Annotated in this window: 25 protein-coding genes and 1 pseudogene; 5 read left to right on the top strand and 21 right to left on the bottom strand. The window is 59.2% G+C overall.

What is annotated here, in order from left to right; all coding sequences use genetic code 11:
- The 13 genes and pseudogenes from KP703_RS12840 to KP703_RS12900 all read right to left on the bottom strand — a co-directional run.
- Positions 1–166, bottom strand: a pseudogene (locus tag KP703_RS12840) (IS5/IS1182 family transposase); the annotation flags it as partial.
- A 50-nt stretch (positions 167–216) separates the two neighbouring features.
- Positions 217–1,209, bottom strand: coding sequence for a hypothetical protein (locus KP703_RS12845; protein ID WP_215755235.1), 993 nt, complete (start codon positions 1,207–1,209; stop codon positions 217–219).
- 88 nt (positions 1,210–1,297) lie between these two features.
- Positions 1,298–2,977 (bottom strand): glycosyltransferase family 39 protein, encoded by a 1,680-nt coding sequence (locus KP703_RS12850; RefSeq protein ID WP_215755236.1) that lies wholly within the window; start codon positions 2,975–2,977, stop codon positions 1,298–1,300.
- Entirely contained in the window at positions 2,971–3,726 is a 756-nt protein-coding gene (locus KP703_RS12855) for a glycosyltransferase (protein WP_062141049.1), read from the bottom strand. Before KP703_RS12855 ends, KP703_RS12850 begins: the two co-directional genes overlap by 7 nt.
- 25 nt (positions 3,727–3,751) lie before the next feature.
- A complete protein-coding gene (gene atpF / locus KP703_RS12860; RefSeq protein ID WP_215755250.1) occupies positions 3,752–4,246 on the bottom strand; it encodes a F0F1 ATP synthase subunit B in 495 nt (164 codons plus the stop codon).
- Positions 4,247–4,279: 33 nt separating this feature from the next.
- Positions 4,280–4,861, bottom strand: coding sequence for a hypothetical protein (locus KP703_RS12865; protein ID WP_081894059.1), 582 nt, complete (start codon positions 4,859–4,861; stop codon positions 4,280–4,282).
- A 47-nt stretch (positions 4,862–4,908) separates the two neighbouring features.
- Positions 4,909–5,133 carry an ATP synthase subunit C family protein gene (locus KP703_RS12870; protein WP_003624142.1) on the bottom strand — a complete coding sequence of 75 codons (225 nt, stop codon included), beginning with the start codon at positions 5,131–5,133 and terminating at the stop codon, positions 4,909–4,911.
- 53 nt (positions 5,134–5,186) lie between these two features.
- Complete coding sequence (locus KP703_RS12875) at positions 5,187–5,936, bottom strand: F0F1 ATP synthase subunit A (RefSeq protein ID WP_061502640.1); 750 nt, start codon at positions 5,934–5,936, stop codon at positions 5,187–5,189.
- Between the two features lie 58 nt (positions 5,937–5,994).
- Complete coding sequence (locus tag KP703_RS12880; RefSeq protein ID WP_215755237.1) at positions 5,995–6,294, bottom strand: AtpZ/AtpI family protein; 300 nt, start codon at positions 6,292–6,294, stop codon at positions 5,995–5,997.
- Between the two features lie 134 nt (positions 6,295–6,428).
- Positions 6,429–7,373, bottom strand: a complete 945-nt coding sequence (ftsY, locus tag KP703_RS12885; RefSeq protein WP_215755238.1) for a signal recognition particle-docking protein FtsY — start codon at positions 7,371–7,373, stop codon at positions 6,429–6,431.
- 1 nt (position 7,374) lies between these two features.
- Positions 7,375–8,619 (bottom strand): tRNA (N(6)-L-threonylcarbamoyladenosine(37)-C(2))-methylthiotransferase MtaB, encoded by a 1,245-nt coding sequence (gene mtaB, locus KP703_RS12890; RefSeq protein WP_215755239.1) that lies wholly within the window; start codon positions 8,617–8,619, stop codon positions 7,375–7,377.
- Positions 8,616–9,428 carry a diaminopimelate epimerase gene (gene dapF / locus KP703_RS12895; RefSeq protein ID WP_062141041.1) on the bottom strand — a complete coding sequence of 271 codons (813 nt, stop codon included), beginning with the start codon at positions 9,426–9,428 and terminating at the stop codon, positions 8,616–8,618. The genes mtaB and dapF overlap by 4 nt, the downstream gene beginning before the upstream one ends.
- 58 nt (positions 9,429–9,486) lie before the next feature.
- Positions 9,487–9,888: a VOC family protein gene (locus tag KP703_RS12900; RefSeq protein ID WP_062274295.1), complete on the bottom strand. Its 402-nt coding sequence runs from the start codon at positions 9,886–9,888 to the stop codon at positions 9,487–9,489.
- A gap of 163 nt (positions 9,889–10,051) precedes the next feature.
- Between KP703_RS12900 and KP703_RS12905 the strand changes: the two genes are divergently transcribed.
- Together KP703_RS12905 and KP703_RS12910 are read left to right on the top strand one after the other, a co-directional pair.
- Entirely contained in the window at positions 10,052–12,034 is a 1,983-nt protein-coding gene (locus tag KP703_RS12905; protein ID WP_215755240.1) for a hypothetical protein, read from the top strand.
- 115 nt (positions 12,035–12,149) lie between these two features.
- A complete protein-coding gene (locus KP703_RS12910) occupies positions 12,150–13,913 on the top strand; it encodes a DEAD/DEAH box helicase (protein WP_215755241.1) in 1,764 nt (587 codons plus the stop codon).
- A gap of 71 nt (positions 13,914–13,984) precedes the next feature.
- Here the strand turns inward: KP703_RS12910 and KP703_RS12915 are convergent, their stop codons facing one another.
- Positions 13,985–14,572: a hypothetical protein gene (locus tag KP703_RS12915; protein WP_062274246.1), complete on the bottom strand. Its 588-nt coding sequence runs from the start codon at positions 14,570–14,572 to the stop codon at positions 13,985–13,987.
- 181 nt (positions 14,573–14,753) lie between these two features.
- Between KP703_RS12915 and KP703_RS12920 the strand changes: the two genes are divergently transcribed.
- Entirely contained in the window at positions 14,754–16,286 is a 1,533-nt protein-coding gene (locus KP703_RS12920) for a S10 family peptidase (RefSeq protein WP_373687498.1), read from the top strand.
- Positions 16,287–16,384: 98 nt separating this feature from the next.
- Here KP703_RS12920 and rpsI read toward each other — a convergent pair whose 3' ends face one another.
- Both rpsI and rplM read right to left on the bottom strand, forming a co-directional pair.
- Complete coding sequence (gene rpsI / locus KP703_RS12925) at positions 16,385–16,870, bottom strand: 30S ribosomal protein S9 (RefSeq protein ID WP_043549344.1); 486 nt, start codon at positions 16,868–16,870, stop codon at positions 16,385–16,387.
- Positions 16,871–16,875: 5 nt separating this feature from the next.
- Positions 16,876–17,352 (bottom strand): 50S ribosomal protein L13, encoded by a 477-nt coding sequence (gene rplM, locus KP703_RS12930; protein WP_062141030.1) that lies wholly within the window; start codon positions 17,350–17,352, stop codon positions 16,876–16,878.
- A gap of 221 nt (positions 17,353–17,573) precedes the next feature.
- Here rplM and KP703_RS12935 point away from each other — a divergent pair, with 221 nt between their 5' ends.
- Positions 17,574–18,923, top strand: coding sequence for a hypothetical protein (locus KP703_RS12935; protein WP_215755243.1), 1,350 nt, complete (start codon positions 17,574–17,576; stop codon positions 18,921–18,923).
- A gap of 70 nt (positions 18,924–18,993) precedes the next feature.
- Here the strand turns inward: KP703_RS12935 and KP703_RS12940 are convergent, their stop codons facing one another.
- The 5 genes from KP703_RS12940 to pstC are packed head-to-tail and all read right to left on the bottom strand — an operon-like array spanning position 18,994 to position 23,564.
- Positions 18,994–20,103, bottom strand: coding sequence for a retroviral-like aspartic protease family protein (locus KP703_RS12940; RefSeq protein WP_215755244.1), 1,110 nt, complete (start codon positions 20,101–20,103; stop codon positions 18,994–18,996).
- Between the two features lie 47 nt (positions 20,104–20,150).
- A complete protein-coding gene (gene phoU / locus KP703_RS12945; protein WP_062141024.1) occupies positions 20,151–20,855 on the bottom strand; it encodes a phosphate signaling complex protein PhoU in 705 nt (234 codons plus the stop codon).
- 17 nt (positions 20,856–20,872) lie between these two features.
- A complete protein-coding gene (pstB, locus tag KP703_RS12950; protein WP_062249006.1) occupies positions 20,873–21,688 on the bottom strand; it encodes a phosphate ABC transporter ATP-binding protein PstB in 816 nt (271 codons plus the stop codon).
- 11 nt (positions 21,689–21,699) lie between these two features.
- Entirely contained in the window at positions 21,700–22,584 is an 885-nt protein-coding gene (pstA, locus tag KP703_RS12955) for a phosphate ABC transporter permease PstA (protein WP_062248986.1), read from the bottom strand.
- On the bottom strand, positions 22,581–23,564 hold the full coding sequence (gene pstC, locus KP703_RS12960) for a phosphate ABC transporter permease subunit PstC (protein ID WP_061490511.1): 984 nt from the start codon (positions 23,562–23,564) through the stop codon (positions 22,581–22,583). Before pstC ends, pstA begins: the two co-directional genes overlap by 4 nt.
- A gap of 269 nt (positions 23,565–23,833) precedes the next feature.
- Here pstC and ilvD point away from each other — a divergent pair, with 269 nt between their 5' ends.
- Positions 23,834–25,702: a dihydroxy-acid dehydratase gene (ilvD, locus tag KP703_RS12965; protein ID WP_215755245.1), complete on the top strand. Its 1,869-nt coding sequence runs from the start codon at positions 23,834–23,836 to the stop codon at positions 25,700–25,702.
- Positions 25,703–25,730: the final 28 nt, after the last annotated feature.

Consider the following 25,730-nt stretch of genomic DNA (forward strand, 5'->3'; position numbering starts at 1 on the left):
ACGGCGGACGTCCGCCTTTACTTCCGTCTGAATAGGCCAGAGCCAGCTCCAGATCAGGGCGGAACACCTCAAAATCCACAGTCCGGGAAAAGGCCTCCAGTTGATCGCCAAGCCCGCTCAGCCGAGCAAGACGCTCTTCAACATCAAAGAAACCAGATTGCTTCATCTTCCTCCATCCCCAATCAACGCCAAAAAAATGGAATCACACAGAACAACTCAGAGCCAAGGGGTTTTTCGAACCCTCCAGGTTAAAGACCGCGGAGACGGCCAGAATACATCAAACGGCAAATTAAACGGGTTTTCTGCAAACGCCAGACAAACCATGACAACTATAACTGAAACAAAATAGTGATATTCTTTTTTTCTGATAATTCCAAAAATGAGATATAAAAAAATAAATATAATAGAAATAAAATAGAAAAATCTTTCATGCATTGGGAAAATAGAAGAATATTTTCCACCAAAAAATTCATCCCATACATTGATAAAATATGGGTTAATATTATGAATGAGCGCCGCAAAATGAACTGGACGCCCCCATTCAGGCCCTAAAAGCTTTTTCATGATAAGAAAAAGCGCACAGGAGGCCCCGTACACAAACACCGGCCGCAGAAGAACCCCCCAAGGCGGACGGGCCTCTGGTTTGAAAATTGTAGCGTGAAGATAAGCGCAGCCTGCTGCAAGGATGAGCAACTGCGCCGCAACCTGATAAGACGTCAGAGCAACGACTGACAGCATGATTGCTGCAAACGTTCCCGGGAAACCCTTATTTGTCCGGAGACAATAAAGCGCGGCACCCATGGCAAGCCATGAAATACCATAATTCCAATAGGCCATAGTGAAAGATGACAGATCGGCCATAAAGCCATGAAAAGCCACAGCAATACAGAAAAAGATCGTATATTCCTGCTTCATTCCCACATAGCGAGAAAACTGACAGCAAAAATAAACAAGACCAAATGAATAAATTAATGAAACAACAATAATATTATCAAAATAATCTATACTCATCCAACGAAGCAGACAACTTAGAGCATATATAAAATACCTGTAATTACCATAGTTTCCCACTACAAGAGAATCTTTCGCTTCAGCAGAAAAATGCGCGTACAAATCATCTGCATTAAAAATAAAAAAATTGCAGATACAAAGAAAAAATACTGGAAAAATCATCAAGATATAATTTTTTTTATCCTCAAATTTCAGCATTTTTTATCCTTTAAGGCTTATATTTATCAATTATTGTTTTTCAGAGACTAACAGTTTTACTTTCATATGCGTAAAAACTGGGTATTTCTTAGGGCTTCAAGCCATACAGGCTGATCGTCAGATGGTGGCCGTTGGAATAGTTTACCCCGGTCACGGAGCCATACGTGCGCACACGGCTGCGGGCGGGGCCGAGGGTGGCGAGGAATGCCTCGCTTTTCTGCACATCGACGAGCGCTACGGCACAGGCCTCATTCCCCAGCATCCGACGTGCGGCGTCTTCTGGGCCTTCCAGATGCACTTTGCCACCCATCAGGAACACAAGGCTGGGCTCAGAAAACGAGACGGATGAGACTTCTGTCTGCGCACAGGGATGATGCGCCGCAACCAGAGCCGTCAGGCGCGGGGCCAGCCAGATGCTTTGCAGGTGAGGCACAACCACCAGAAACAGCCCGGTATAGAGCAGCATGGCGCAGGCTGCACTGGTCAGCACGGCCTTGCGCAGTTCGGACCTACTGATGAAGACAACGGACAGAGCGATCAACGGCAGGCTGCCACCCGCCAGAATCAGCGCTGCGGGAGAAACCACATGCTCCAGCTTCCACAGAAGCACGGGGCCAGCCAGTGCCAGTGCAACGCCGGCAATGGTCCACAGCACGCCATAAGCCCCTAAGGCCAGACGCGCCCAGACCGCACGCGGCCAGCCAGCCCAGACCGGCGCGCCCTGCGCCAGCATGCCAGCCGTCAAAATGGCAATGGCGGGATAGGTTGGCAGCACATAATGCGGCAGCTTAGTCGCAATGGCCTCAAACACCACCCAATGCGGGATAATCCAGCAGAGCAGATATTTGACTGGCAGCAGCTTCCGGCTTTTCCAGACAGCAGGCAGAGCCGCTGCCGCAAAAAATGAGCCGGGCCAGAATGCAATCAGGAAGACCAGCAGATGATAGCCCGGCGGCAGACCATGCGCCTGCTGGCCAGAGGCCACCTTACCCAGAAAATTGGTACCCACAGCACGGCGGAAAAACTCACCATGGCTGACCACGCCAATCGCGATGCACCACGGGAGCAGAATAGCCAGAGACACCAGCCAGCCCCATGCGGGGCGCAGCCTGCGCCAGAGGCTGAAATTCCGTTCCACAGCTGCCAGACACAGTGGCGTAGCCAGAGACGGAATGAGAATCACCGGGCCTTTCAACATCAGGCCGCAACCGATCGCGCCCCAATAGAGCAGAGCTGTGCTTACCGGCGTGGGGCGTGCGGCCTCACGGTCACACAGCGCCCGCAGCAGGCCAGCCTGCGCCAGCAGAACACTGAGCAGCAGAGTGGAATCGATGGTGCCCATCCGGTTCTCTGCCGTCACCAGCACAGAAACCATCAGCAGCACCCCCGCCCCCATCCCGGCCATCGGGCCAAACAGCATGGCACCCATCCAGGCCGTCAGCACCACTGCGGCCGTCATAGCCAGCAGAGAAGGCAGACGATACGCCCAGACGGCGCGGCTTTTCAGCGTGCCTGTGGCTGCAACGGACGCAGCTTCCAGCCAGTAAATTCCGGCGGGTTGCAGATAGCGGGGTTTGTCCTGAAAGCGGACATCCACAAAATTGCCGCTCTCCAGCATTTGCGCCGTCGCTTCCATATAGCGCGGCTCATCACGGTCGAACGGCGGGGTAGACGCCCGCCCCGGTAAAAACAGGAAAAATGCGAGTAAACCGAGCAAAGCCAGCGCGCGCCCGGACAGGCGTTGCTGGCCCCAGCGTGGATTTAGCATTCGCGGACCGAGCGCGGGAGGCGAGTGCGATTCCGCAGCCAGATCACCCCCAGCAGATCCCGAATACCCACCAGAGCACGGTTAAAGTTCGTATATTTGGACTGCCCATGCAGCCGCGGACGATGCTTGACCGGATGACACAGCAACGGCACGCCGTAAGACGCAAACAGCGCGGGCAGGAAGCGATGCAGCCCTTCAAACTGAGGCAGCTTTAAAAACGCATCACGCTGGAAAAGTTTGATCGGCGCACCCGTATCCGGGCATTCATCCCGCAGCAAGCGGCGACGCAGACCGTTGGCAAAGCGGGTTGCAAACCGGCGTGACCAGCCATCTTTCCGCTTTTTCCGCACACCGACCACAAGCGGGGGCGTGCCGTTGGCGGAACGAGCCAGCCGCAGCAGATCAATCAGTTCCCGCGGGTCATCCTGACCATCTCCATCAATGGTCGCAATCCACTCGCCCCGTGCGGCAGTGATGCCGGTGCGCAGAGCGGCAGATTTTCCGCAACAATGGTCATGGGAGAGAACGCGGAGACCGGGAAGGACATCGGTCCGCATTTTCTGGAGGACGGCCACGGTATCATCCCGGCTGCCATCATCCACAAAAACAACTTCAGTTTCCGGCAGATGCTCAAGGGCTTCCGCCAGTTCCTGACAGACAAACGGGAGGTTATCCCGCTCATCCAGAACGGCAATCACAATGCTCAGAACCGGAGCATTACCACTCCGGGAGGAAGAGAGCGCGTTCAAGCCAGATCAATCAGCAAACGCGCGCTCAGGCAGCGTGACGTGCAAGAGCGGTCGGCAGGTTGGCAATGGCCTGATCGACCAGAGCTTCCGCCTTCTGCTGGTCAAGAGACTGACCCAGCACACCGCGTGCGGCTTCAACAGCCACATCAATAGCAGCCTGACGCACTTCCTTGATGGCTGCGCGTTCTACGGCAGCAATCCGGTCACGTGCCATCTGCTCATGGCGCTGCACAGCGGCTTCTGCTTCTGCGCGGGCTTTTTCAGCCAGTTCTGCAGCATGCTGCAGAGACTGTTCAACCATGGTTTTGGCTTCAACCAGAGCCTGCTCACGCTCACGCGTGGCATCTTCCAGCATCTGCTCGGCTTCCCGGCGCAGCTGAGCGGATTCGTCCAGCTCCTGCCGGATACGGGCGGCACGGCTATCAAGGATAGTCGTGATGGGTGCCCAGACCTTGCGGCCAAAGAAGACGAAAAACAGAACGAAGGAAACAGCGACCCAGAAACCTGCTTCGTGAAAAATGCCAGACATGACTATAAGTTCTCCCGGAGCCGGTCAGATATTCTGGTGCGCGATCGCGCCGTCAACCTTCTGCGCCACAAGCTGGGCGTCGGGCGTGACACCTGTCAGGCGAGAAACGAGCGCCTGCGTGGTATCAGCAGCAATTTCTTTGAGCGTACCGAAAGCCTGAGCTTTTTCGGCAGCAATACGTTTTTCAGCATCAGCAATTTCAGCTGAAAGACGGGCATTGATTTCTGCCAGCTTCTGATCTGCAGCCTGCTGTTCAGCGTCCAGCGTTTTCTGCAGATTGGCCTGAGCTTCAGCCATGGCGTCTTTACGCGCCTGCTGGAGTTCCGCCACCGCTTTGTCTGCATCCTGTTTTGCAGAGCGCGCAACATCAAGGTCACCCGAGATACGCTTGCTCCGGTCTTCCAGAACGCGGCCAACGCGCGGCAGCATGACCTGGCTCAGCACCAGGTAAAAGCCCAGGAAGATCACAGCACCCCAGATTACCTGACCGGTAACCAGGGGGTTGTGAAAATCAAGCTGAGGCATCCCTGCGGCGTGTGCACCAGGTGCAGCCATTACCAGAAGAGACACACCGGATACCGTAGCGAGTAAACCGGCACGGACAATCTTCATCATGACACCCACAGGAAGGCCTCCCTTTTCCTACCGTTTTCTCAGACGAACAGGATCAGGAACGCGATGAGAAGCGCGAACAGCGCGATAGCTTCTGTCAGCGCGAAGCCCAGCATGCCCAGACCGAACACGTGCGGACGAGATGCGGGGTTGCGAGCAATGCTGCTCACCAGCGTTGAAAAGATGTTGCCGAGGCCGATACCAACGCCGGCGAGGGCGATTACGGCGATACCTGCACCGATTTCCCGGGCTGCAGCGATGTCCATATCAGTCACTTCCTTGTTAAAAAGTACAGTTCAAACGAAACGGGCAAAGCAGCTCAGTGAGCCACGGCCTCCCGCAGGTAGATGCACGTCAGAATGGCAAACACATAGGCCTGCAGCACACCAACAAGCAACTCAAGAGCCACCAGCGCCATGTTAATGGCAATAGGCCCTATCGCAAACACATCACCCACCACACCAAAACCGGCGAGCATGATGACGAAGCTTGCGAAAATATCGAACATGACGTGTCCGGCGACCATGTTTGCAAACAGTCGGATGGACAGGCTCACGGGGCGAGAGAGAAAGGACAGGATCTCAATCGGGATCAGCAGCGGCGCGAGGAACATGCTGGCACCAGCCGGCATGAAGTGCGCGAAGAAGCGGAAGCCCTGCACCTTGAGCGACACGATCACCGTCAGCAGGAACACCATCACGGCAAGGCCGAGGGTCACTGCAATGTGGCTGGTGAAGGTGAAGGAAAAAGGCAGCAGGCCGATGTAGTTCCCGGCCAGAATGAAGAAGAACAGCGTGAAGATGAACGGGAAGAACGCCGTGCCTTCCGGCCCGATGGTGTCCACCGCCATGCTGTGAATGAATTCGTAGCACACCTCGGCAGCAGCCTGAAAACGACCAGGCACCACAGCAGCAGGGCGCATACCGAAATACAGGAACGCCAGAACCAGGCATGCAGCCAGGATCATGTAGAGAGGTGACTGACTGAAGCGCAGCGCCTCACCAAGCCCGCCAAGAACGGGATGAAGCTCGAACTGACCAAGTACGTCGATACTGGAACCGCCCGCCAAAACCGTTCTCCTACTCCACTGTGCCCGGACTATCCTGCCGGGCCTTCAGCTTTCCAACTCACTGTTCCGGTGGCTTTACCAGCCGCCAGACATTCAGCACTCCTGCACTTCCGCCCATCAGCGCGAAGATAATCAGGAAAATAGCGCGGGTGTGGAACCAACGGTCCAGCCCCCACCCTACAGCGACCCCAACCACCAGTGCGGAAATCATTTCCGTCCCGGCTCTGAGCGCCAGTGCCGGGAGGGACTGTTCATCCTTCTCAGACTTACTGGCTTTTTCGTCCTCTTCTATCCGACCGGAGCGGCGTTCCGCCTCCCTCAATCGCTTAGCAAAAGACTCGTCGCTGTCTTCACCCATACTTCGCACTCCCAGAAGGGTGCAGGCGCTTGCTAACGGCGCTGCCATATCCTGTCAAGGAAGCATCCGTAGCACTGAGCGGAAAATCCGTCACGCATGCAAAAAAAGCGCACTAACGGACTATTCCGCCAGCGTCAGGATGCAGTTTCGGCCTCAGCTTCAGCCGAGCCGACCAGACCCTTGGCAAAGTCCTGCGCTGAGAAGGGCCGGAGATCTTCCACCTGCTCCCCCACACCCACGGCATGCACCGGCAAACCGAAGCTATCCGCCAGCGCCACCACAATACCGCCACGGGCCGAGCCATCCAGTTTAGTGACCACAAGGCCTGTCACATTCACCAGCTCACGGAACACGCGCACCTGCTCCATGGCGTTCTGCCCGGTGGTGGCATCCAGCACCAGCAGGACGGAATGGGGGGCGGTCTCATCAAATTTCCGCATGACGCGAATAATTTTGGCCAGCTCTTCCATCAGCGCGCTTTTGTTGTGCAAACGGCCCGCCGTATCCACAAACAACAGGTCCGCATCCTGCGCCTTGGCGCGCTTCAGACCTTCAAACGCCAGACCGGCAGCATCTGCATTGGGGGCGCCGGCAATCACCTGACAGCCGGTGCGCTCCCCCCACACCTGCAACTGCTCCACAGCGGCGGCGCGGAAGGTATCGCCTGCCACCATCATCACTTTCTTGCCCTGATCGCTGAAAGAGCGGGCCATTTTGCCAATGGTCGTGGTTTTCCCTACGCCATTCACGCCCACCACCAGCACCACATGCGGCTTGTGTGCCGGATCCGGCTCGAACGGGATAGCGACGGGTGCCAGCACGCTGGCAATTTCATCCGCCAGTGCGGTGCGGATTTCCTCATCCGTCACTTCTGTGCCGAAACGGGTGCTGCGGAACGAGTCGATAATGCGCTCTGCCACAGCAGGGCCGAGGTCTGCCGTAATCAGCAGGTCTTCCAGCTCTTCAAGCGCTTCATCATCCAGCTTGCGCTTGGTGAAGACGGATGTGAGGCCGCCGCCCAGTTTCTGCGTTGAGCGGGAGAGGCCCTTCTTGAGCCGTGAAAAAAAACCTAGCGCCATCTCAAACCCTTTCCGCCAGCAGACCCGCGGCATCCACCGCAACAGCCTTCAGACTGATAATCTCACCCGTTTCCGCCTCACCCTCCGCAAGACGGACGGGAGCAAACTGTTCACTATGCCCTGACGTGGGCGTTTCCATCAGCACGCGCAAAGTCTGCCCGAGCAGACTCTGGTAATACCGCTCAGCCGAGGCTGCACCGACTTCCCGCAGCCGTGCAGCCCGTGCCTTGCGCTCCGGCACCGGCACGGCACGCATCCGCGCCGCCGGGGTGCCCGGACGCTCGCTGTAGGGGAAGACGTGCAGATACGGGACGCCCTGCGCCTCCAGAAAAGCGCGTGTTTCTTCAAACAGCGCCTCATCTTCCGTCGGGAATCCGGCAATCACGTCCGCCCCAATGCCGATATCGGGGCGCAATTTGCGGGCACGCTCAATAACCCGCGCTGCGTCTTCCGCCAGATGGCGACGCTTCATCCGCTTGAGGATGAGGTCCGACCCGGCCTGAAGCGAGAGATGCAGATACGGCATGAAGCGCGGCTCATGCTCCAGCAGCCGCCAGATATCCTCGTCAATTTCCACCGGATCAACGGAGGACAGACGCAGGCGCTCAAGCTGTGGCACCAGCCCCAGCACACGGCGGCACAACTGCCCCAGCGACGGGGTGCCAGGCAGATCCCCGCCCCATGAGGTCATGTCCACACCCGTCAGCACCACTTCCCGGTAGCCCGATTCGACAAGGGCGCGGACCTGCTCGACCACCACACCAACCGGCGCGGAGCGGGACGGCCCGCGACCGAAGGGGATGATGCAGAAGGTGCAGCGATGGTCACACCCCTGCTGAACCTGCACAAAAGCACGCGTCCGGCCTGCAAACTCCGTCACCAGATGCGCGGCGGTTTCCTTCGCGGCCATGATGTCGGAGACGGCAAGCGGCTCATTCATGGCGGCGGGAGCCCAGCTTTCCGCTTTCAGCTTTTCTTCATTACCCAGCACGCGCGTCACCCCCGGCAGGGTGGCCCAGCGGTCCGGGTCAATCTGCGCGGCGCAGCCCGTCACCACAATGCGGGCGTCCGGATTATCGCGATGCGCGCGGCGGATAGCCTGACGGGCCTGCCGCTCGGCCTCCCCCGTCACGGCGCAGGTGTTGACGATAATCACGTCTTCCAGCGCCGCTGCATGCTCGCGCATGACTTCGCTTTCCCACGTATTCAGCCGACACCCGAATGTCAGAATTTCCGGGCGGGTCATGAAGCGTAGGTGGCCAGATCCACCATCCCGTCAAACGCTGTTGCGGCAGGGCCTGTCATCAGCACATGGCCATTTTCAGCCCATTCAATCTGCAAAATACCGCCATCCAGCTCCACCGTGCAGCGGCGCTCCACCAACCCGCGCCGCACGGCATTGACCACCGCAGCACATGCGCCAGACCCGCAGGCTTCCGTCACCCCTGCCCCGCGTTCATGCACTTTCAGGCGCATGCTCTCAGGGCTGTCTATGCGGGCAAAACCAATATTGGCGCGGTCAGGGAAGAGCGGGTCATGCTCCAGCGCACTGCCATGGCTGAGCATCGAAAAATCTTTCACAAAAAAAGTTGCGTGTGGGTTCCCCATGGAGGCCGCAGCCGGGTCTCCATCCAGAGGCAGATGGAGCGTGTCCATTTCCGCCGCAAGAGGCACGGCCTGCCAGTCCAGCTTTGGGGTGCCCATATCGACTGTCACCAGCCCGTTCTCTTCAATCCGGGCTGGCAGGGTTCCGGCCCGTGTTTGCAGCACGGGCTTACGGTTGCCAGTCTGGCGAAACACCAGATCCGCCACACAGCGGGACGCATTACCGCAGGCCCCGGCTTCTGACCCGTCCGGGTTGAAGAAGCGCACAAACACATGCGCCCCCTCCGCACAGGCCGGACGGAGCGTTACCAGCTGGTCAAAGCCAATCCCTCTGCGGCGGTCTGCAAGGGCTGCAATCCGCGCGGGGGTGAGGGACAGATGGCCGGCACGCTCGTCGAGAATGACAAAGTCATTCCCAAGCCCGTGCATCTTGGAGAAGGAGGTCTGCATACCGCGCCTTATAAGGCAGATCAGCCCCTAATGCCATGATGGAACAGGGCTATGGAAGTTAGAGAAAACGCCCCGGCTCACCGCGACCCAGCACTTCAATTTTATACCCGTCCGGATCGGTCAGGAAAAAGAAGGTGCCGATAATGCGGTTATTAGTTTCCAGCGTCTTGATGGGCGTTGGCGAGAAGCCTGCGGCATCCAGACGGGCATGCTCGGAGGCCAGATCCTCAACAGAAACAGCCAGATGGCCGTATCCATCCCCCAGCGCATAAGGCTCGGTGCGGCCGTGATTGATGGTCAGTTCCAGCTCAAACGTCTGCTCGTCATTAGCCAGATAGATCAGCGTGAAGCTGTCAAACACCAGCCGATCGACCGGCTTGAGGCCAAAGGCAGTCTCGTAAAATGCCAGCGAACGTTCTTCATCAAGAACACGCAGCATGGAATGGATCATTTTTGCCACAAGACAGTCCCCCTGACACTCGGCTTCATCAAAATTTGCAGTGCTCATAACGCGGAAGCCGGTCCTGCTGAAATTATTTTTTAAAAAAATAGTCTTTACGCAAGGCTCGGCAAAATGGTTTCAAACAATAAATGAACCTGCTCCGGGGATAATATTTAAAGAAATGACCACCTTTTCTCTTCTGCCTGCGCCGGCATCTCGCCAGATGCGGACATGGCTTTGTGTTGGCACTATTCTGGCGACAGGGCTGCTCAGCATGCAGCTTTCCGGCACGGCCTACGCAGCAGAAGATGAAACGGCCTCTCTCGAAGCGCTGGAACACCAGATGGCGCAAATTCAGGAGCAGCAGAAAGCCCTCCAGAAAGCACTGATGGGCATGCAAAAGCAGATTGCCGCCCACCGGGCCGCGCTGACGCATGGTGGAGGCAGTTCCGCCACACAATCCGCAGTCAGTGGCAGCAGCCACCACACGCTGACAACAGCGCGGAACACGACCACGGGCAGCGGCAGCGGCAGCGGCAGCGGCAGCGGCAGCGGCACGGGCCATAAAGGCTGGTCTCCGGAAACCGGGTCTGAAGACGTGGGCATTGAATCTGCCGGCACGACCGCAACCGCCATGAACACACCGCACACCACTGGCCGCCATGTCACAGGGCCAGATGCGCAGCCTGTGTTCTCGGGGCAGGATGATCACCCGGACGTGGAAGCTGTGATTGGCCACCGCGCGGAAGACATGATTTCCCGCATTGCCGAAAACAGCGTCGGCCCGCATGCGCGTGAAACAGCGGGCGGACAGGCCGCCGGTGCGCTGGGTGACCACGGCGTGTTCCATATGGGGCCGGTCACCCTCATTCTGGGTGGTTTTCTGGATGCTGCCGCCGTGGTGGAAAACCGGCATATCGCGTCCGGCACCTTCAATTACTGGCAGGCGATGCCGTATCCTAACGAGTCCCGCTATCACACCAATAATTTTGAAGGCAGCGCGCGCTACAGCCGTATCTCGCTCATGGCGCGTGGGAATGTGGATACGCACTCCACCATTTCCGGCTTTTTTGAAATGGACTTTGGGGCCGGTGCCGCCACGACCGATGCATATGAAAGCAACAGCTATGCCTTCCGTATGCGGCAGGCCTATCTGGCGTATGATAATAGTGACCTGAACTTCCACTTCCTGGCCGGTCAGGCATGGAGCATGCTCACGCCGGGCCGTATCGGTATTATTCCGCGTCAGGAAAGTTTGCCGGAAACCGTCGAGTCTTCCATGCTGGCAGGCCAGACATGGGCGCGGCAGTTGCAGTTCCGTTTTGTGAAGGATTTCCTCCAGCATCGTCTGTGGCTGGGGCTTTCCATCGAAAACTCCGCCACATTGTATGACACCACTGGCTTTACCAGTTCCGACGGCACCGTCACGCTGCCCAATGGCAAAACCGCCACCGTCAGCAGCAACGGCACGGGCCTGACCAATGATGCCCCCTTCTCCAACGAGATTGCGCCGGATGTCATCGGCAAGGTGGCGTGGGATCCGCACTGGGGCCATTACGAGGCCGTGGGCATCCTGCATTTCCCGCATGACCGCGTGGCCTCCCTCGGGCAGGGCCACAACAATACCGCCATTGCGGGCGGCGGCGGTGGCTCCATGGTGCTGCCGGTTCTGCCACATAAGGTGGAAGTCCGTCTGGCCGGGCTGGCTGGCGTTGGCATAGGCCGCTACGGCTCCGTGCTGCTGCCTGATGCCACACTGAAAGCCGATGGCGATGTTGCCCCCATCCCCTCCATTCAGGCCACGGGCGGCGTGATTGCCCACCCCACACCGCGTGTGGATGTGTATGGCTTCTTTGGCTATCAGGAAGCCGGACGCCGCTATTCCAACTATGGCGGCGGGGCGTACGGCTACGGAAACCCCAATTATTCCAACCTCGGGTGTGAGACCGAATTGTCCACTCTGGGCTGCACGGCCAACACCCGCAGCGTGATGGAAGCGACCGTGGGTGCATGGTATCGCTTCTTCAAAGGACACTACGGAACGGTGGAAGCCGGAGCCCAGCTAGCCTACTCCCGCAGGGACGCCTGGAAGGGTCAGGGCGGTGGTCCGGATACAAGCATGAGTCAGATATTTCTGGACTTCCGTTACCTGCCGTTCCAGTAACACACCACGCTTACCGATAAGCGCTTAGGGCAAAAGTTCTCCGGCCAGGCCTCTGGCCATTCATGCGGGGAACCTTTATCCCCCCATACATCTTGTTGCCTGGACCTAAAGTAGAATGCCTTTTCAGAATGCCCCCGCCTCTCTTGCGAGCGCTCTTGCCGCTCGCGGGTACGAATCCGCAACTCCAGTTCAGGCTGCCGTTCTGGCACCTGACGCCGAAGGTCGGGACCTTCTTGTTTCAGCCCGCACTGGCTCCGGTAAAACCGTGGCCTTTGGTCTGGCTATGGCGAACACCCTGCTGGATGACAACGGCCGCTGCCCCCCGCCGGGCGCGCCGCTGGCTCTGGTGATTGCCCCTACGCGTGAACTCGCCCTGCAGGTACGTAATGAGCTGGAATGGCTCTATGCCTCCAGCGGTGCACGCATCGTCTCCTGCGTTGGTGGTATGGAGCCCCGCGTGGAAGCCCGTGCCCTGAACGCTGGCTGCCACATTGTTGTCGGCACGCCGGGCCGCCTGTGTGACCATCTCTCCCGCGGGCAGCTCAAGCTGTCCAGCCTGCGCGCCGTCGTGCTGGATGAAGCGGATGAAATGCTTGATCTGGGCTTCCGTGATGAGCTGGAAACCCTGCTGAAAGCCGCCCCGCCGGAACGCCGCACCCTGCTGTTCTCCGCCACCATTGCGCGGGACATTGCCAATCTGGCCCGCCGTTATCAGACGGACGCCCTGCGCATTGATACGCAGAGCGGCAGCGCACCGCACACGGACATTACCTACCGCGCCGTGCTGACGGACCAGTCCGACATGGCGAACACCATCGTCAACGTGCTGCGCCAGATGGAGTCTCCCTCCGCCATTGTGTTCTGCCACACGCGTGAAGCCGTGCGGCAGTTGCAGGGAATCCTGACGCAGCGTGGCTTCTCCTCCGTCGCCATCTCTGGTGACCTCGGGCAGAACGAACGTAGCCGCGCCATTGAAAGCCTGCGTCACGGTCAGGCCCGCGTCTGCGTAGCGACCGACGTGGCCGCCCGTGGCATTGATATTCCGGACCTCGGTCTGGTGATCCACGCAAGCCTGCCGTCCAACCCTGCGACCCTGCTGCACCGTTCAGGCCGCACGGGGCGCGCCGGGCGTAAGGGCACCTGTGTGCTGCTGGTTCCGCCCTCACGCAGAAGGCTGGCTGAACGCCTGCTGGAAGGTGCGAAGGTTACGGCAGAATGGGGTGGCGCACCGACACCGGAAGACATTGCCAAGGCTGACGCCGAGCGCCTGCTGTCTGCTCCGCAGCTCTCCATTGCCGTGCCGGAATCCGGTGGCATGCATGAGCTGATCACCAAGCTGACGGAAACCCATTCGGCTGATCAGCTGGCTGCGGCTCTGATTGCCATGTGGCGCGCCAACCTGCCGGAACCGACCAGCGTCCGCGTTATTTCTCCGGGTTCTGTCAAAAAAGCCCCGCGTGAACGCACGCGCCGCGATGACGAAGAGGGTGACCACCGTGGCCCGCGTGAGCCGGGCTCATGGTTCCGCCTGTCTGTTGGCCGTGAAGACCGCGCAGACCCGAAATGGCTGGTGCCGATGCTCTGCCGTCTGGGCGGCATCCGCAAGCAGGATATCGGGGCGATCCGCATCCAGCCCGACCACACGCTGGTGGAAATTGCACAGGATAAAGCCGAGCGCTTCCAGTCCTGCGCTGCTGGCGCCGATGCTGATGAAATCACGGTAGAGCCCTCTGCTCCGCCGCGTGGTGGTGCAGGCCGTGATGGTGGCCGTCCGCCGCGTGCCGGTGGCCCGGGTGGTCGCCCGCCCCGTAAAGGTGGTGGCGGCGGTGGCGGCTTTAGCAAAAGCGGCCCGTCCAGCCGGAAACGCAAAGCCTTCTGATCTTTGATCAGATGCAAAAAAGGCCCCTCCCGAAAGGAAGGGGCCTTTTTCTTGCCTAAACGCTCAGAGCCTTACAGCTGGGGCACCGTGGTTGCATCTTTCCAGTCGGAATTGATGCGGTCTTTCTGGCTTTTCCAGGCATTTTTCGCATTCTGCCCGGCATTGTTCCATTTGTTCTGCGCGTTCTTGCCAACATTGGTTACGCTGTCACGCTGAGCTTCCCACTTCTTGCGGGTCTCATCGCTCGCGTTATTCCACTTGTCCTTCGCGTTCTGCTCCGCGTTGGTCACCTTATCGCGCTGCGCTTCCCATTTTTTACGGGTCTCTTCGTTCGCGTTGTTCCACTTATCCTTCGCGTTCTGCTCCGCGTTGGTCACCTTGTTACGCTGCGCTTCCCACTTCTGGCGGGTGGCATCGCTGGCATTGTTCCAACGGGCCTTCGCCTGATCCTGTGCGGACTGGCGGGCATTTTTCAGGTTGGATGAAAATTGGTTGGTATCAGTCTTGACGGCATTCCGCGTATTCTCCACTCCCTGCTGCACCTGCTGCTGCGCGCAGGAGCTCAGAGAGAGGCAAGGATCAGCGTAGGCGGCTGTGGCTGAAACCAGAGCCGTTGCAAGCGGCAACCCCATAATGGCGATTTTCCGAATGAACTGCATAAATATTCCTTCCATAGGTCCTGAGCGCTCTCAGGAAGACAGGCATGTTTTAGACAGGGAATTTTGTCAAAAAATGGCCCATTCTGCCTCAGCAGGGCAGAGTTGCTCTCATGCCCACATCTGTTTTTTTGTGTTTGGAGAATAAACCCTGATGATCAAGCCTTCTTTACTCTGCAAACACATGCGCAGACCTCAAAAACGGGCCGGACTTGCTTTGGCCACGGCCCTTTGTCTGTCTGCTGCCCCGGTATACGCCGCCCCTGCCGCGCCGCCAACCGCACCCCATGCAGACGCCCCCAAAGCAGCCCCCAAAGAGTTCACCGGGGCTGCCGCTCTGCTGCCGGATGACGCAATAACCCACCACACAGATGCGTTTGCAGGCCACAAGATCAGCTACACGGCCCACACGGGCACGCTTGTACTGCGGGATGATGCTGGCAAACCCACGGCCCGCATCTTTTACGTGGCCTATACGCAGGATGGCGCAGACCCGGCAAAGCGCCCGGTCTCCTTCTTCTTCAATGGCGGCCCGGGGGGGGCTACGGCTTACCTGCATTTGGGTGCTGCCGGCCCCACGGCGCTGACCTTTCCCGCAGGCAACCCGACCGATGGCGCCAATGCCCGTCTGGCGCTCAACCCGGATAGCTGGCTGCCCGACACCGACATGGTGTTTATTGATGCCCCCGGCACCGGCTGGTCCACGCCGACCGACCCGAAAACAGCCGACAAAACCTTTTATGGCGTCAAGCAGGATGCCAAAGCCTTTGCCAAGACCATCCAGCTCTGGGCCAACACCAATGGCCGCCTGACCTCTCCGCGTTATCTGGTTGGGGAAAGCTACGGCGGTATTCGCTCCATTGAGGTCGCAGAAGCCCTGGCACAGCAGCAGAATCTGATGGTGAACGGCATCATCATGATCTCTCCGGCTCTGGACATGGGACTTCTGGATACCAGCAACAGCATTCTGGCCTCAGCCCTCACGTTGCCGTCCTTTGAAGCCGCCAAACTCGCCATGCAGCACAAGCTGACGCCGGAGACGGCAGCGCATCAGCTGGATGAGGCCTATCATTACGCGCTTGGCCCGTATCTCTCCACGCTGGCCAACACCCCGCCAACAGGGGATGCCGCGCGTGATTTTTATGAAGACGTCGCCAACCACACCGGCCTGCCGCAGGACGTCATTGCCAAGGAACGCGGCCAGCCGCAGCCGATGGCGCATGATGTCCGCAGCCGGGACGGACGCCTCTACACGCTGTATGACGCGACCGTCTCCATTGCGGACCCCTTCCCCGAAGGTGTGGATAATGGTGACAGCCCGGACCCGACCCTCTCCGGTTTTGGCCGTGCCTATGGCAGCGCGTTTGAACAGTATGCCAGCAAGACGCTCAACTATCGGACGGACCTGTCTTACGAACTGCTGAGCATGAAGGTAAATGCCGCATGGGACTTCCGGGGCGATGGCGAGCCTATGGCGCACCAGATTCCCGTCCTGCGCCGCCTGCTGGCCTTAAATCCGACCCTGCGCATCTTTATTGCCAATGGCTATTATGATCTGGCCTGCCCGTTTGCCAGCGCACGCTGGGTGGCGGAGCATATCCCCGTAGGCCGTAACCGCATTGGCCTGCACACCTATCCCGGCGGCCACATGCTCTATACCCGCCCGGACAGCCGGGCCGCTCTGGCGCGGGATGTGAAAGCGTTCCTCGCACCCTGAGCCAGCCGGACCAAACCCGCCAGAACACAAAAAAGGCGGGAGAGGTTTCCCTCTCCCGCCTTTTTCTGACGTTGCTGTAAGCGGACGTCCTTGCCGGATCAGCGCTTGCTGAACTGGAAGGAACGACGTGCTTTGGCGCGACCGTATTTCTTACGTTCAACCTGACGAGAGTCACGCGTCAGGAAGCCAGCAGCTTTCAGAATGCTGCGCAGGCCGGGTTCGTAGTGCGTCAGCGCACGGCTGATACCGTGACGAACAGCGCCAGCCTGACCGGACAGACCACCACCAACGACGGTGCAAACCACGTCGAACTGGTTGTAGCGGTCAGCCACCAGGAAGGGCTGCGTCAGCAGCATGCGCAGCACGGGGCGAGCGAAATACGTGCCAACGGGACGACCGTTAACCGTGATGTCGCCTTTACCGGGCTTGATCCACACGCGAGCCACGGCGTCTTTACGACGGCCCGTTGCGTAGGAGCGGCCCTGCGCATCGCGTTTGACTTCATAGACAGGGGCTTCCGGAGCCGTGGCAACCACGTCTTTCAGATCAGCCAGCGTGCCTGTACGTTCCTGAGTTTCAGACATGATGCTCAGCCTTTCTGCGCGTTAACGACGTTTTTGCGATTCATAGCCGCAACGTCCAGCTTCTGCGGCTGCTGGCCGTCATGCGGGTGCTCTGCACCGGCGTAGACGTGCAGGCTGCGCATCTGCTGGCGCTGCAGCGGGCCACGGGTGATCATGCGTTCAACAGCCTTCACCACAACATGGTCCGGATTCTTGCCTTCCAGACGCTGTGCAATGGTGCGGGTCTTGATGCCGCCGGGGTAACCCGTGTGGTAGTGGAACAGCTTCTGACCAGCTTTGTTGCCCGTCAGCGCCACTTTTTCGGCGTTGATGACAACAACATGGTCACCACAGTCAACATGCGGGGTGAACTGAGCTTTGTGCTTGCCGCGCAGGCGGTTCGCGATGATGACGGCCAGACGACCCAGAGCGAGGCCTTCGGCATCGATCAGGATCCAGTTCTTCGTCACCTCCGCGGGTTTCAGCGAGAGGGTGGTCTTCATGAGAGTGTGATTCCGTTAAGACTATAAGCTTTGAAGATGGGCGCCTTATGCGTGCGCAAAAGCACTTCGTCAAGAGCAATCGGCGTTCACCCCCGTAAAATCAACAGTTTTTCACACGGTAACATATTACCGCACCCAGACTTGCAGCACCCCCACCCGTGCATTACACGGGGAGATGCGTTGAAGACTTTCTTTGTAAAAACAAGCAGGATTCCTACCTGGTGAAGAAACATGTTCCTGTTACGGTTGCTGGCATTGCAGCCCTTGCCTGTGTTGGATGGCTGGCCGCGCGCCATGCCGAGCATGTTATGCTGGAAAAAAGCATCAACAGCTTCCGCCAGACCTTAGGGCCGGACGCATCCCTTACCTATAAAAAGGCATGGCCCGGCCTGCTGGGCCGGAGTGTGAAGTTTACCGCACTGGTGTTCCGGCAGGGGCAGGAGAGCATTACGGCGGACGACGCAGAAATTTCCAAGGTCAGCACCACCGGGGATGATGCCAGACGAATCGGCCACCTTGTCTTCCACAAGTTTCAGCTGACAGACACCTCCGGCAACCTGCGGATGGATGATCTCGCGCTGGAGGGTGTCACGCTGCCCACCAGCGGGGATGACAAGCACGGCACGCCGCCGCAGGGGCTGGAAATCAAACATGTGGATGCCAGCAAGCTGCACGGTTTTATCAGCAGCCTGCAATCCGACATCTCGGCCAGCCGCCTGACGGTGGATGATTACGGCAATGATGAAGCCTCCCATCTGGACGCCCGAGACGTCCGGCTGGCCACCAATGTTGCGCCGCAACGCCAGATCAGCGCCAAGTCCGTGCTGGTGGACGGCGTGGATCTGGCGGGCCTTTATAATAACCTCACCTACAATATGCCCTATACGCCGCGTAACGGCGTACGGGACATTCAGGTGGACGGGCTGGCGATTGATGGCACAGGCCCGCTGATGCATGTCGCCAAGGTGTCTTCCCACGCGACGCATTCCGAAGCGTCGGAACAGGAAGTCTCAAGTGTTCAGGGGCTGGAGCTGTGGCCAGCTGTGCCCAACCTCTCCCTGCTACCCACGCTGGGCTATGACCATTTCCGTGGGTCACTGGTACTGAACCTGACGCATGACTACAAAGCCGAAAAACTGCACATCGACACCTTCAGTCTGGACGCCCCGGATATGGGCCGCCTGACGCTGGATGGTGACTTCAGCGAGGCCAATACCCTCGCTCTGCTCTCTGCCGGTGCGGCCGATATGCAGGTGATGAGCATGAACCTGTCCTATAAGGACCACGGGCTGGTGCCGAAAGTGCTGGAAAACTCCGCCAGAGCGCGGGGCGTGACGCCGCAGGAGTTCACAACCGCCCTCCAGACCGATCTGGTCCCGCAGGGTAGTGACCCGAACGGACCCGTGCCACAGTTTGTCCGCTATCTGGCCCATCCGGGCAGCGGCCCGCTGACCATCACGCTACGCCCGCAGCAGCCAGTGCCACTGATGGCCATTGCCGCCAGCCTGAGCATGCTGCCCTCAGCGCCACAGATCGCACAACAGCTGGGCCTGACAGTTCACGCGCCTTAAAACTCTGCTTCAGCGGTCTGTCAGATGAGCCTGACAGACCCTTTCAGGCCCGTCGCGATGTATCAGAGCTTTATGGCGTGGGAACTGGTGGCGCTGTAACGGGTGCGCCCGCAGGAGCACTGGCTGCCGCGGGCACGTTTCCGGAAGAGGCCGGGTCCCTTAAAGAAATACGCGGAAAGGGTGCGGACACAGGCACCGCCGGCTCAGCACCTGTTGCGGGTGCATTTTTCGGCTTGATGCGCAGGTCAAACGTATGATCCTGCTCCGGTGGCTGGAGGCGCTGGATATAGAGCTGCTCATGCCGGTAGGACACCCACACCCGGTTATGCCGCAGGAAATCCGCCCCCAGCAGAGCGTAACCGTTCGTTTCAATGGGTGAGATGCCAAGCAGCGGGTTCGGATACAGTTCATCCCCTATCTGCAGGCTGGCAAAACGGTGCAGATGGCTGCCGTCTCTGCGTTTGCCGGAAACACCGGTGGACGTGAACGTAATATCCTGCGCCAGATCGTCCTTTGAAACGCCTGCTTTCCGCGCCTGAGATGGCAGCACGGACGTGTGCCAGGCACCACTATCCAGCATGGCGTCAATCTTCTTCCCGTTCAGACGTATGGTCGTGCCGATACGGAGCTCATGTGTTCCCAGACGATACCAGTCGACCTTTGAAGACGGCCCTTCCCACGTGGGTGTTGGGGTTTTGCATCCGCTGAGCTGATAGAGCGCAATCTTCCCGCCGGGCAGGTCAAACATCACGTCATAAGACTGAAGAAAATCGGCCCCAAACAGCCCGACCACAGGCCGCCCCGCAATCGTGCCACCAAAAGACCGTTTGGCCTGCGTCAGATAGACTTCGCCACTCGTGCCGGAGCCAAGACCCATCTTGTCGGCCTGCATGATGGGGGAGAGCATCTCTCCGGTCACACCGCTGATATTGAGGACGTGCCCGGTATCCACGAGGCCGAAATTTTTGCTGGCCTCTTCCGAGATCATGGAAATATCGGCCCCGCTATCCACAATCATCGCGGCATCATGCCCGTTGATTGTCACACCGACGATGGGGGAGCCCTGTTTATTCAGAACGGGGAGGTCCCCAAGGGTCGAGACCTGACACACCCCGTTCTGTTCTGCACATCCGGCCAGCGCCAACAGAGACACCATGCCGATCCAACCTGATTTATGCACGCCCTGCCCTTCTCTCAGTCTGCACGGCAGGACGCACTCAGGTCGCCTCAGCCGTTCTTTTTTGCGGCCCCGCCACGCGGACGCAGCGCGGGAAGCATTTCCCCGGTTACCGCGTAATAAACACGCTCTGCAATATTGGTGGCGTGATCCCCAATACGTTCTAAATTTTTAGCCACGAAGAGCAGATGAATACATGGGCTGATCTTGCGCGGATCTTCCATCATGTAGGTCACCAGCTCACGGAACATGGCGGTATAGAGTTCATCAATAGCCGTATCGGAGCCCCAGACCTGCATGGCGCATTCACTGTCATTATTGACCATGGCCTCAATGGCGCTGTGCAGGTTTTCCTGCACCAGCCGCGCCATGTTGCGCAGCGCACCAAAGGACAGCGCCCCATCCAGCGGTTCCACCTTCAGCGCCCGGCGGGCAATGCTGGAAGCGTAATCCCCGATCCGCTCGAAATCGCCGGTGATTTTCAGCACGGCAATAATCACACGCAGGTCAACCGCCATGGGTGCGCGCAGGGCCAGAATGCGGATGGCGAGGCTTTCTGCCTCACGCTCCAGAGCATCCACTTCCACATCCAGCTCTGGTGGTTCCAGAGCGGCTTCTTCATCCTGGTCCACCACGGCGGCAATAGCCCGCGCTGTCTGGCGTTCCACCAGACCACCCATGCGGGCCACCAGCCCACGCAGACGGTCCAGCTCCTGATCATATCGGGTGACGGTATGCGCGGGTTCGTTCCCCATGAGTGTGTCCTCCCTGTTCAGCCGAAGCGGCCGGTAATGTAGTCCTGTGTGCGGCTTTCACGCGGGGCGGTGAACATCCGCGCCGTGCTGTCCACTTCCACCAGTTCACCCAGATAGAAGAAGGCCACCTGATCCGCACAGCGGGCAGCCTGCTGCATGTTATGCGTGACGATGGCGATGGTGAATTCGGTTTTGAGTTCGTCCAGCAGCTCTTCAATGCGTGCGGTAGAAACCGGGTCCAGCGCACTGGTCGGCTCATCCAGCAAAATCACTTCCGGGCGCACAGCAATGGTGCGGGCAATGCACAAACGCTGCTGCTGGCCGCCGGACAGTGCGGTAGCGGAGGCCTGAAGACGATCCTTCACCTCCGGCCACAGGGCCACGCGGCGCAGGGCATCTTCTACCCGCCCGTCCATTTCGGACCGGGACACACGCTCATGCAGCCGGATGCCGAAAGCGATGTTGTCATAGATCGACATGGGGAACGGTGTTGGCTTCTGGAACACCATGCCCACGCGGGAGCGCAGCGCATTCAGATCCAGCCCGCTACCGAGAATATTCTGGCCGGAGAACATGACCTCGCCCGTAGCGCGCTGGCCCGGATACAGATCATACATCCGGTTCAGCACCCGCAGCAGGGTGGATTTGCCGCAGCCGGAGGGGCCGATCATCCCCGTTACGCTCCGCTCGGGAAAGCCCAGCGTAATGTTATGCAGCGCGTGGGTCTTGCCGTAATAGAAATCCAGATTGTTCACCTGGATGGCAATCGGGCGACCTGACACGGCAGAGGCTGATGCCTCCACTTCCACGTCAGCCGACGGCGTAGCCTGCATGGTGTTCTCGTTCATGTCCGTCCTCCGCGGATGCCAACCCGCACCACAATATTAATAATGAGCACACCCACCGTAACCAGCAGGGCACCGGTCCATGCCTGCTGCATCCAGTCCTGATAAGCGGAGCCTGCATACTGATAAATCGCCACCGGAAGGCTGGCCATCGGCCGCCGCATATCCAGAGACCATTCGGAATTCCCCAGTGAGGTGAACAGCAGGGGCGCCGTCTCCCCCGCTACGCGGGCAATGGCCAGCAGCACGCCGGTCATGATGCCGCCGCGCGCGGCCCGCACGCAGATAAAGAGAATAACGCGCCATTTGGCCGCACCCAACGCAATGCCTGCCTCACGCATGGAAACAGGGACAAGCCGCAGCATGTCTTCCGTTGTGCGCACAATAATCGGCATGGCCATCAGGGAGAGTGCTGCCGCACCGGAAAAGCCGGAAAAGTGACCGAACGGCTCAACCAGCACCATGTAGATAAACAGGCCGATGAGAATGGACGGCGCAGACAGCAGCATGTCCGACACAAACCGCACAGTGCGGGCCAGTTTGCTGTCCGCCCCGTATTCCGCCAGAAAAATCCCTGTCAGCAGGCCAGCAGGCGCACCCAGCAGAATGGACAGGCCTGTTTGCAGCAGACTGCCCACAATAGCGTTAGCCAGACCACCACCCGTCCCCGGCGCGCCCATGGAATGGGTGAACAGGGAGAGCGTGAGACCCGGCAAGCCGTTTTTAAGCAGGGTCCAGAGGATGGAGCCGAGCACAAACACCACAATCAGCATGGCCAGCCAGCTCATGCCGGTTGCCAGCTTGTCGATGATCTTGCGGCGCAGAGCCAGAACACCGGACCGCTGAGGCCGGTCTGCGGCCTGCGAGAATACCGGGCGCGTCATGAGCGTTTTCCTGCGCGTGCTTCACCCCGCGCCAGAAAAATACGGGATACCCAAAGAGTCACAAAGGAAATGGCCATCAGAATAGCCCCCAGCGCCATCAGCGAGGACAGCTTGAGGCTGCCTGCCGGGCTTTCCGGAAATTCCAGAGCAATCAGGGAGGCAATGGTGTTGGCCGGTGCAAACAGGGACCAGCCGATATGGTTGCTGTCACCAATCACGAACGTCACCGCCATAGTTTCCCCCATGGCGCGGCCCATCCCCAGTACAATACCGCCCACAACACCCTGACGGGACCAGGGCAGCACAACCTGACGCATCACTTCCCAGCGGGTCGCGCCCAGCCCGTAAGCGCTCTCACGCAGCACAGTCGGCATGGACACAAAAACATCGCGCATCACAGCGGTAATGGACGGCACAACCATAACGGCCAGCACCAGTCCGGCTGTGAGCAGCCCCGTGCCAAACGGTGCGCCGCTAACCAGCGCGGACAGCACAGGCACATGCCCAAACATGTGGCGGGCGGTGGGCTGCACGTAATGCGCCATGACCGGCACCAGCACAAAAAAGCCCCACATGCCGAAAATAATGGAAGGCACAGCGGCCAGAAGCTGCACGGCCATCCCAATGACGGAGGAGATGGCAGGCGGAGCCAGTGCCGTCAGCCAGAAAGCGGTACCAAACGCCAGCGGCACAGCAATCACCAGCCCAAGAAAACTGCTGGCCAGCGTGCCGAACACCGGGGCCACAGCCCCGAAATGCTGGGTGACCGGGTTCCAGATGGCGGTGACAAAAAAGCCCGGCCCAAAAGTGGAAAAGGCTTTCCACCCCCCTGTAACCATAACGGTGATGATGGCGCCCAGCACAATGAGCACGCTGATGCCTGTCAGAACGACCAGCGTTCTGAACAGGGCGTCACCATCCCAGCGCCGGGTTATCTGAGGCGGTTCAGCCTGTGTGGGCTGCTCTGCGGTTCCGTCCATCTGCACTCCGTTCCGATCTACAGGTCGGGAATGGGGAGCAATACTGAACCCCCCGGCTGCCTGCAACCAGAGGGACTCACAATCTCCCCCATACGCAACAAATGTCATGAAACTGTAGCACTTTTACACCGAATATGTCCCTCCCCCCTTCCCCACACCCTGACACAGCACCACTTATGGCGTAGGATGCGCGCCCGCATTGTCGGCCTGCCTGAGATTAGGCCGTTCATTTCTACCCTTTTGTTGTATTGACCAGAGAGACCCCCGCAATGGCCGGTTACCGTTCCCGCACCACCACCCATGGCCGCAACATGGCTGGCGCACGCAGCCTGTGGCGCGCCACAGGCATGAAGGATTCCGACTTCGGCAAGCCGATTATTGCCGTCGCCAACTCCTTCACGCAGTTTGTGCCCGGCCATGTGCACCTTAAGGACATGGGCCAGCTGGTGTGCGAGGCCATTGCGGAAGCCGGTGGTATTGGCCGCGAGTTCAACACCATTGCGGTGGATGACGGCATTGCCATGGGTCATGGCGGGATGCTCTACAGCCTGCCCTCGCGTGAGCTGATTGCCGATGCCGTGGAATATATGGTCAACGCGCATTGTGCTGATGCGCTGGTGTGCATCAGCAACTGTGACAAAATCACCCCCGGCATGCTGATGGCCTCCATGCGGCTGAACATTCCGGTCATCTTTGTCTCCGGTGGTCCGATGGAAGCTGGCCGCGTCACGCTGGATGATATCGAACAGCGGGCCGACCTTGTGACCTCCATGGTCGCCGCCGCCAACCCGAGCGTGAGCGAAGCGGATTCGCAGACCATTGAACGCTCAGCCTGCCCGACCTGCGGCTCCTGCTCCGGCATGTTCACCGCCAATTCCATGAACTGCCTGACGGAAGCCCTCGGCCTCTCCCTGCCCGGCAACGGCACGCTGGTGGCCACGCACGCCGCACGGCGCGAGCTGTTTGTGGAAGCTGGCAAACGCATTGTGGATCTGGCTCGCCGTTACTACGAGCAGGACGACGCCAGCGTGCTGCCGCGCAGCATCGCCACGATGAAAGCGTTTGAAAACGCGATGTCTGTCGATATCGCCATGGGCGGCTCCACCAATACCGTTCTCCATCTGCTGGCCGCAGCGCATGAGGGCGAAGTGCCCTTCACCATGCAGGATATCGACCGCCTGTCCCGCAAAGTGCCGCATCTGTGCAAGGTCTCCCCGTCCCGCCCGGATGTGCATATGGAAGACGTGCATCGGGCGGGCGGTATTCCCGCCATCATGGGCGAACTCGACCGCCTCGGCCTGCTGCATAACGAAATCCCGATGGTGCACGCGCCGTCCCTGAAAGACGGTCTGGCTGCGTGGGACATCCGCTCTACCGACGGTGCCAGCAACGCAAACGCCCGTGACTTCTTCCGTGCCGCCCCCGGTGGCGTGCGCACCACACAGGCGTTCTCTCAGGCCAGCCTGTATAAAGAGCTGGATACGGATCAGGAAAACGGGGCCATTCGTGATGGGGCCCATGCCTATAATCAGGATGGCGGTCTGGCTGTGCTGTATGGCAATCTGGCCGAAGACGGTGCAATTGTGAAAACAGCGGGTGTCGCTGCCGGTCTTGAAACCTTCTCTGGTCCGGCTCGCATTTTTGAAAGTCAGGATGACGCCGTTTCCGCCATTCTGAGCGATAAAATCAAAGCCGGCGATGTGGTGGTTATTCGGTATGAAGGCCCCAAAGGCGGCCCCGGCATGCAGGAAATGCTCTACCCGACCAGCTACCTGAAATCCAAAGGGCTGGCAGAGAAATGCGCCCTGATTACCGATGGCCGCTTCTCGGGTGGCAGTTCGGGCCTGTCCATTGGCCATATCTCCCCGGAAGCAGGGGAAGGTGGCGTGATTGGCCTGGTGGAAGAAGGCGACCGGATTGAGATCGACATTCCCAATCGCCGCCTGTCCGTTGCAGTGCCGGACAGCGAACTCTCTGCCCGGCGTGAGCGGATGGATGACAAGGGCGATGCCGCATGGCAGCCCAAGCGCGACCGCGTTGTCTCCACCGCTCTGAAAGCCTACGCCGCTCTGACTACCAGCGCTGCACGTGGCGCAGTGCGTGACCTGAGCCAGCTGACCCGCCGCGTGCCGCGGTAAGACGGATTATCCGGGAGGCTGGTCCTGT

It is taken from the genome of Acetobacter sp. P5B1, assembly GCF_018811985.1.
Lineage (GTDB): Bacteria > Pseudomonadota > Alphaproteobacteria > Acetobacterales > Acetobacteraceae > Acetobacter > Acetobacter cerevisiae.

Bases quoted from the DNA above. Each gene is read 5' to 3' on its own strand.
- rpsI (WP_043549344.1), bottom strand. From the start codon at position 16,870: ATGTCTGAAACTCAGGAACGTACAGGCACGCTGGCTGATCTGAAAGAC.
- KP703_RS12845 (WP_215755235.1), bottom strand. From the start codon at position 1,209: ATGCTGAAATTTGAGGATAAAAAAAATTATATCTTGATGATTTTTCCA.
- pstA (WP_062248986.1), bottom strand. From the start codon at position 22,584: ATGACGCGCCCGGTATTCTCGCAGGCCGCAGACCGGCCTCAGCGGTCC.
- KP703_RS12905 (WP_215755240.1), top strand. From the start codon at position 10,052: ATGACCACCTTTTCTCTTCTGCCTGCGCCGGCATCTCGCCAGATGCGG.
- KP703_RS12920 (WP_373687498.1), top strand. From the start codon at position 14,754: ATGCGCAGACCTCAAAAACGGGCCGGACTTGCTTTGGCCACGGCCCTT.
- dapF (WP_062141041.1), bottom strand. From the start codon at position 9,428: ATGCAGACCTCCTTCTCCAAGATGCACGGGCTTGGGAATGACTTTGTC.
- ftsY (WP_215755238.1), bottom strand. From the start codon at position 7,373: ATGGCGCTAGGTTTTTTTTCACGGCTCAAGAAGGGCCTCTCCCGCTCA.
- mtaB (WP_215755239.1), bottom strand. From the start codon at position 8,619: ATGACCCGCCCGGAAATTCTGACATTCGGGTGTCGGCTGAATACGTGG.
- KP703_RS12880 (WP_215755237.1), bottom strand. From the start codon at position 6,294: ATGGGTGAAGACAGCGACGAGTCTTTTGCTAAGCGATTGAGGGAGGCG.
- KP703_RS12870 (WP_003624142.1), bottom strand. From the start codon at position 5,133: ATGGACATCGCTGCAGCCCGGGAAATCGGTGCAGGTATCGCCGTAATC.
- KP703_RS12915 (WP_062274246.1), bottom strand. From the start codon at position 14,572: ATGCAGTTCATTCGGAAAATCGCCATTATGGGGTTGCCGCTTGCAACG.
- KP703_RS12910 (WP_215755241.1), top strand. From the start codon at position 12,150: ATGCCTTTTCAGAATGCCCCCGCCTCTCTTGCGAGCGCTCTTGCCGCT.
- KP703_RS12850 (WP_215755236.1), bottom strand. From the start codon at position 2,977: ATGCTAAATCCACGCTGGGGCCAGCAACGCCTGTCCGGGCGCGCGCTG.
- pstB (WP_062249006.1), bottom strand. From the start codon at position 21,688: ATGCAGGCTACGCCGTCGGCTGACGTGGAAGTGGAGGCATCAGCCTCT.
- pstC (WP_061490511.1), bottom strand. From the start codon at position 23,564: ATGGACGGAACCGCAGAGCAGCCCACACAGGCTGAACCGCCTCAGATA.
- rplM (WP_062141030.1), bottom strand. From the start codon at position 17,352: ATGAAGACCACCCTCTCGCTGAAACCCGCGGAGGTGACGAAGAACTGG.
- ilvD (WP_215755245.1), top strand. From the start codon at position 23,834: ATGGCCGGTTACCGTTCCCGCACCACCACCCATGGCCGCAACATGGCT.
- phoU (WP_062141024.1), bottom strand. From the start codon at position 20,855: ATGGGGAACGAACCCGCGCATACCGTCACCCGATATGATCAGGAGCTG.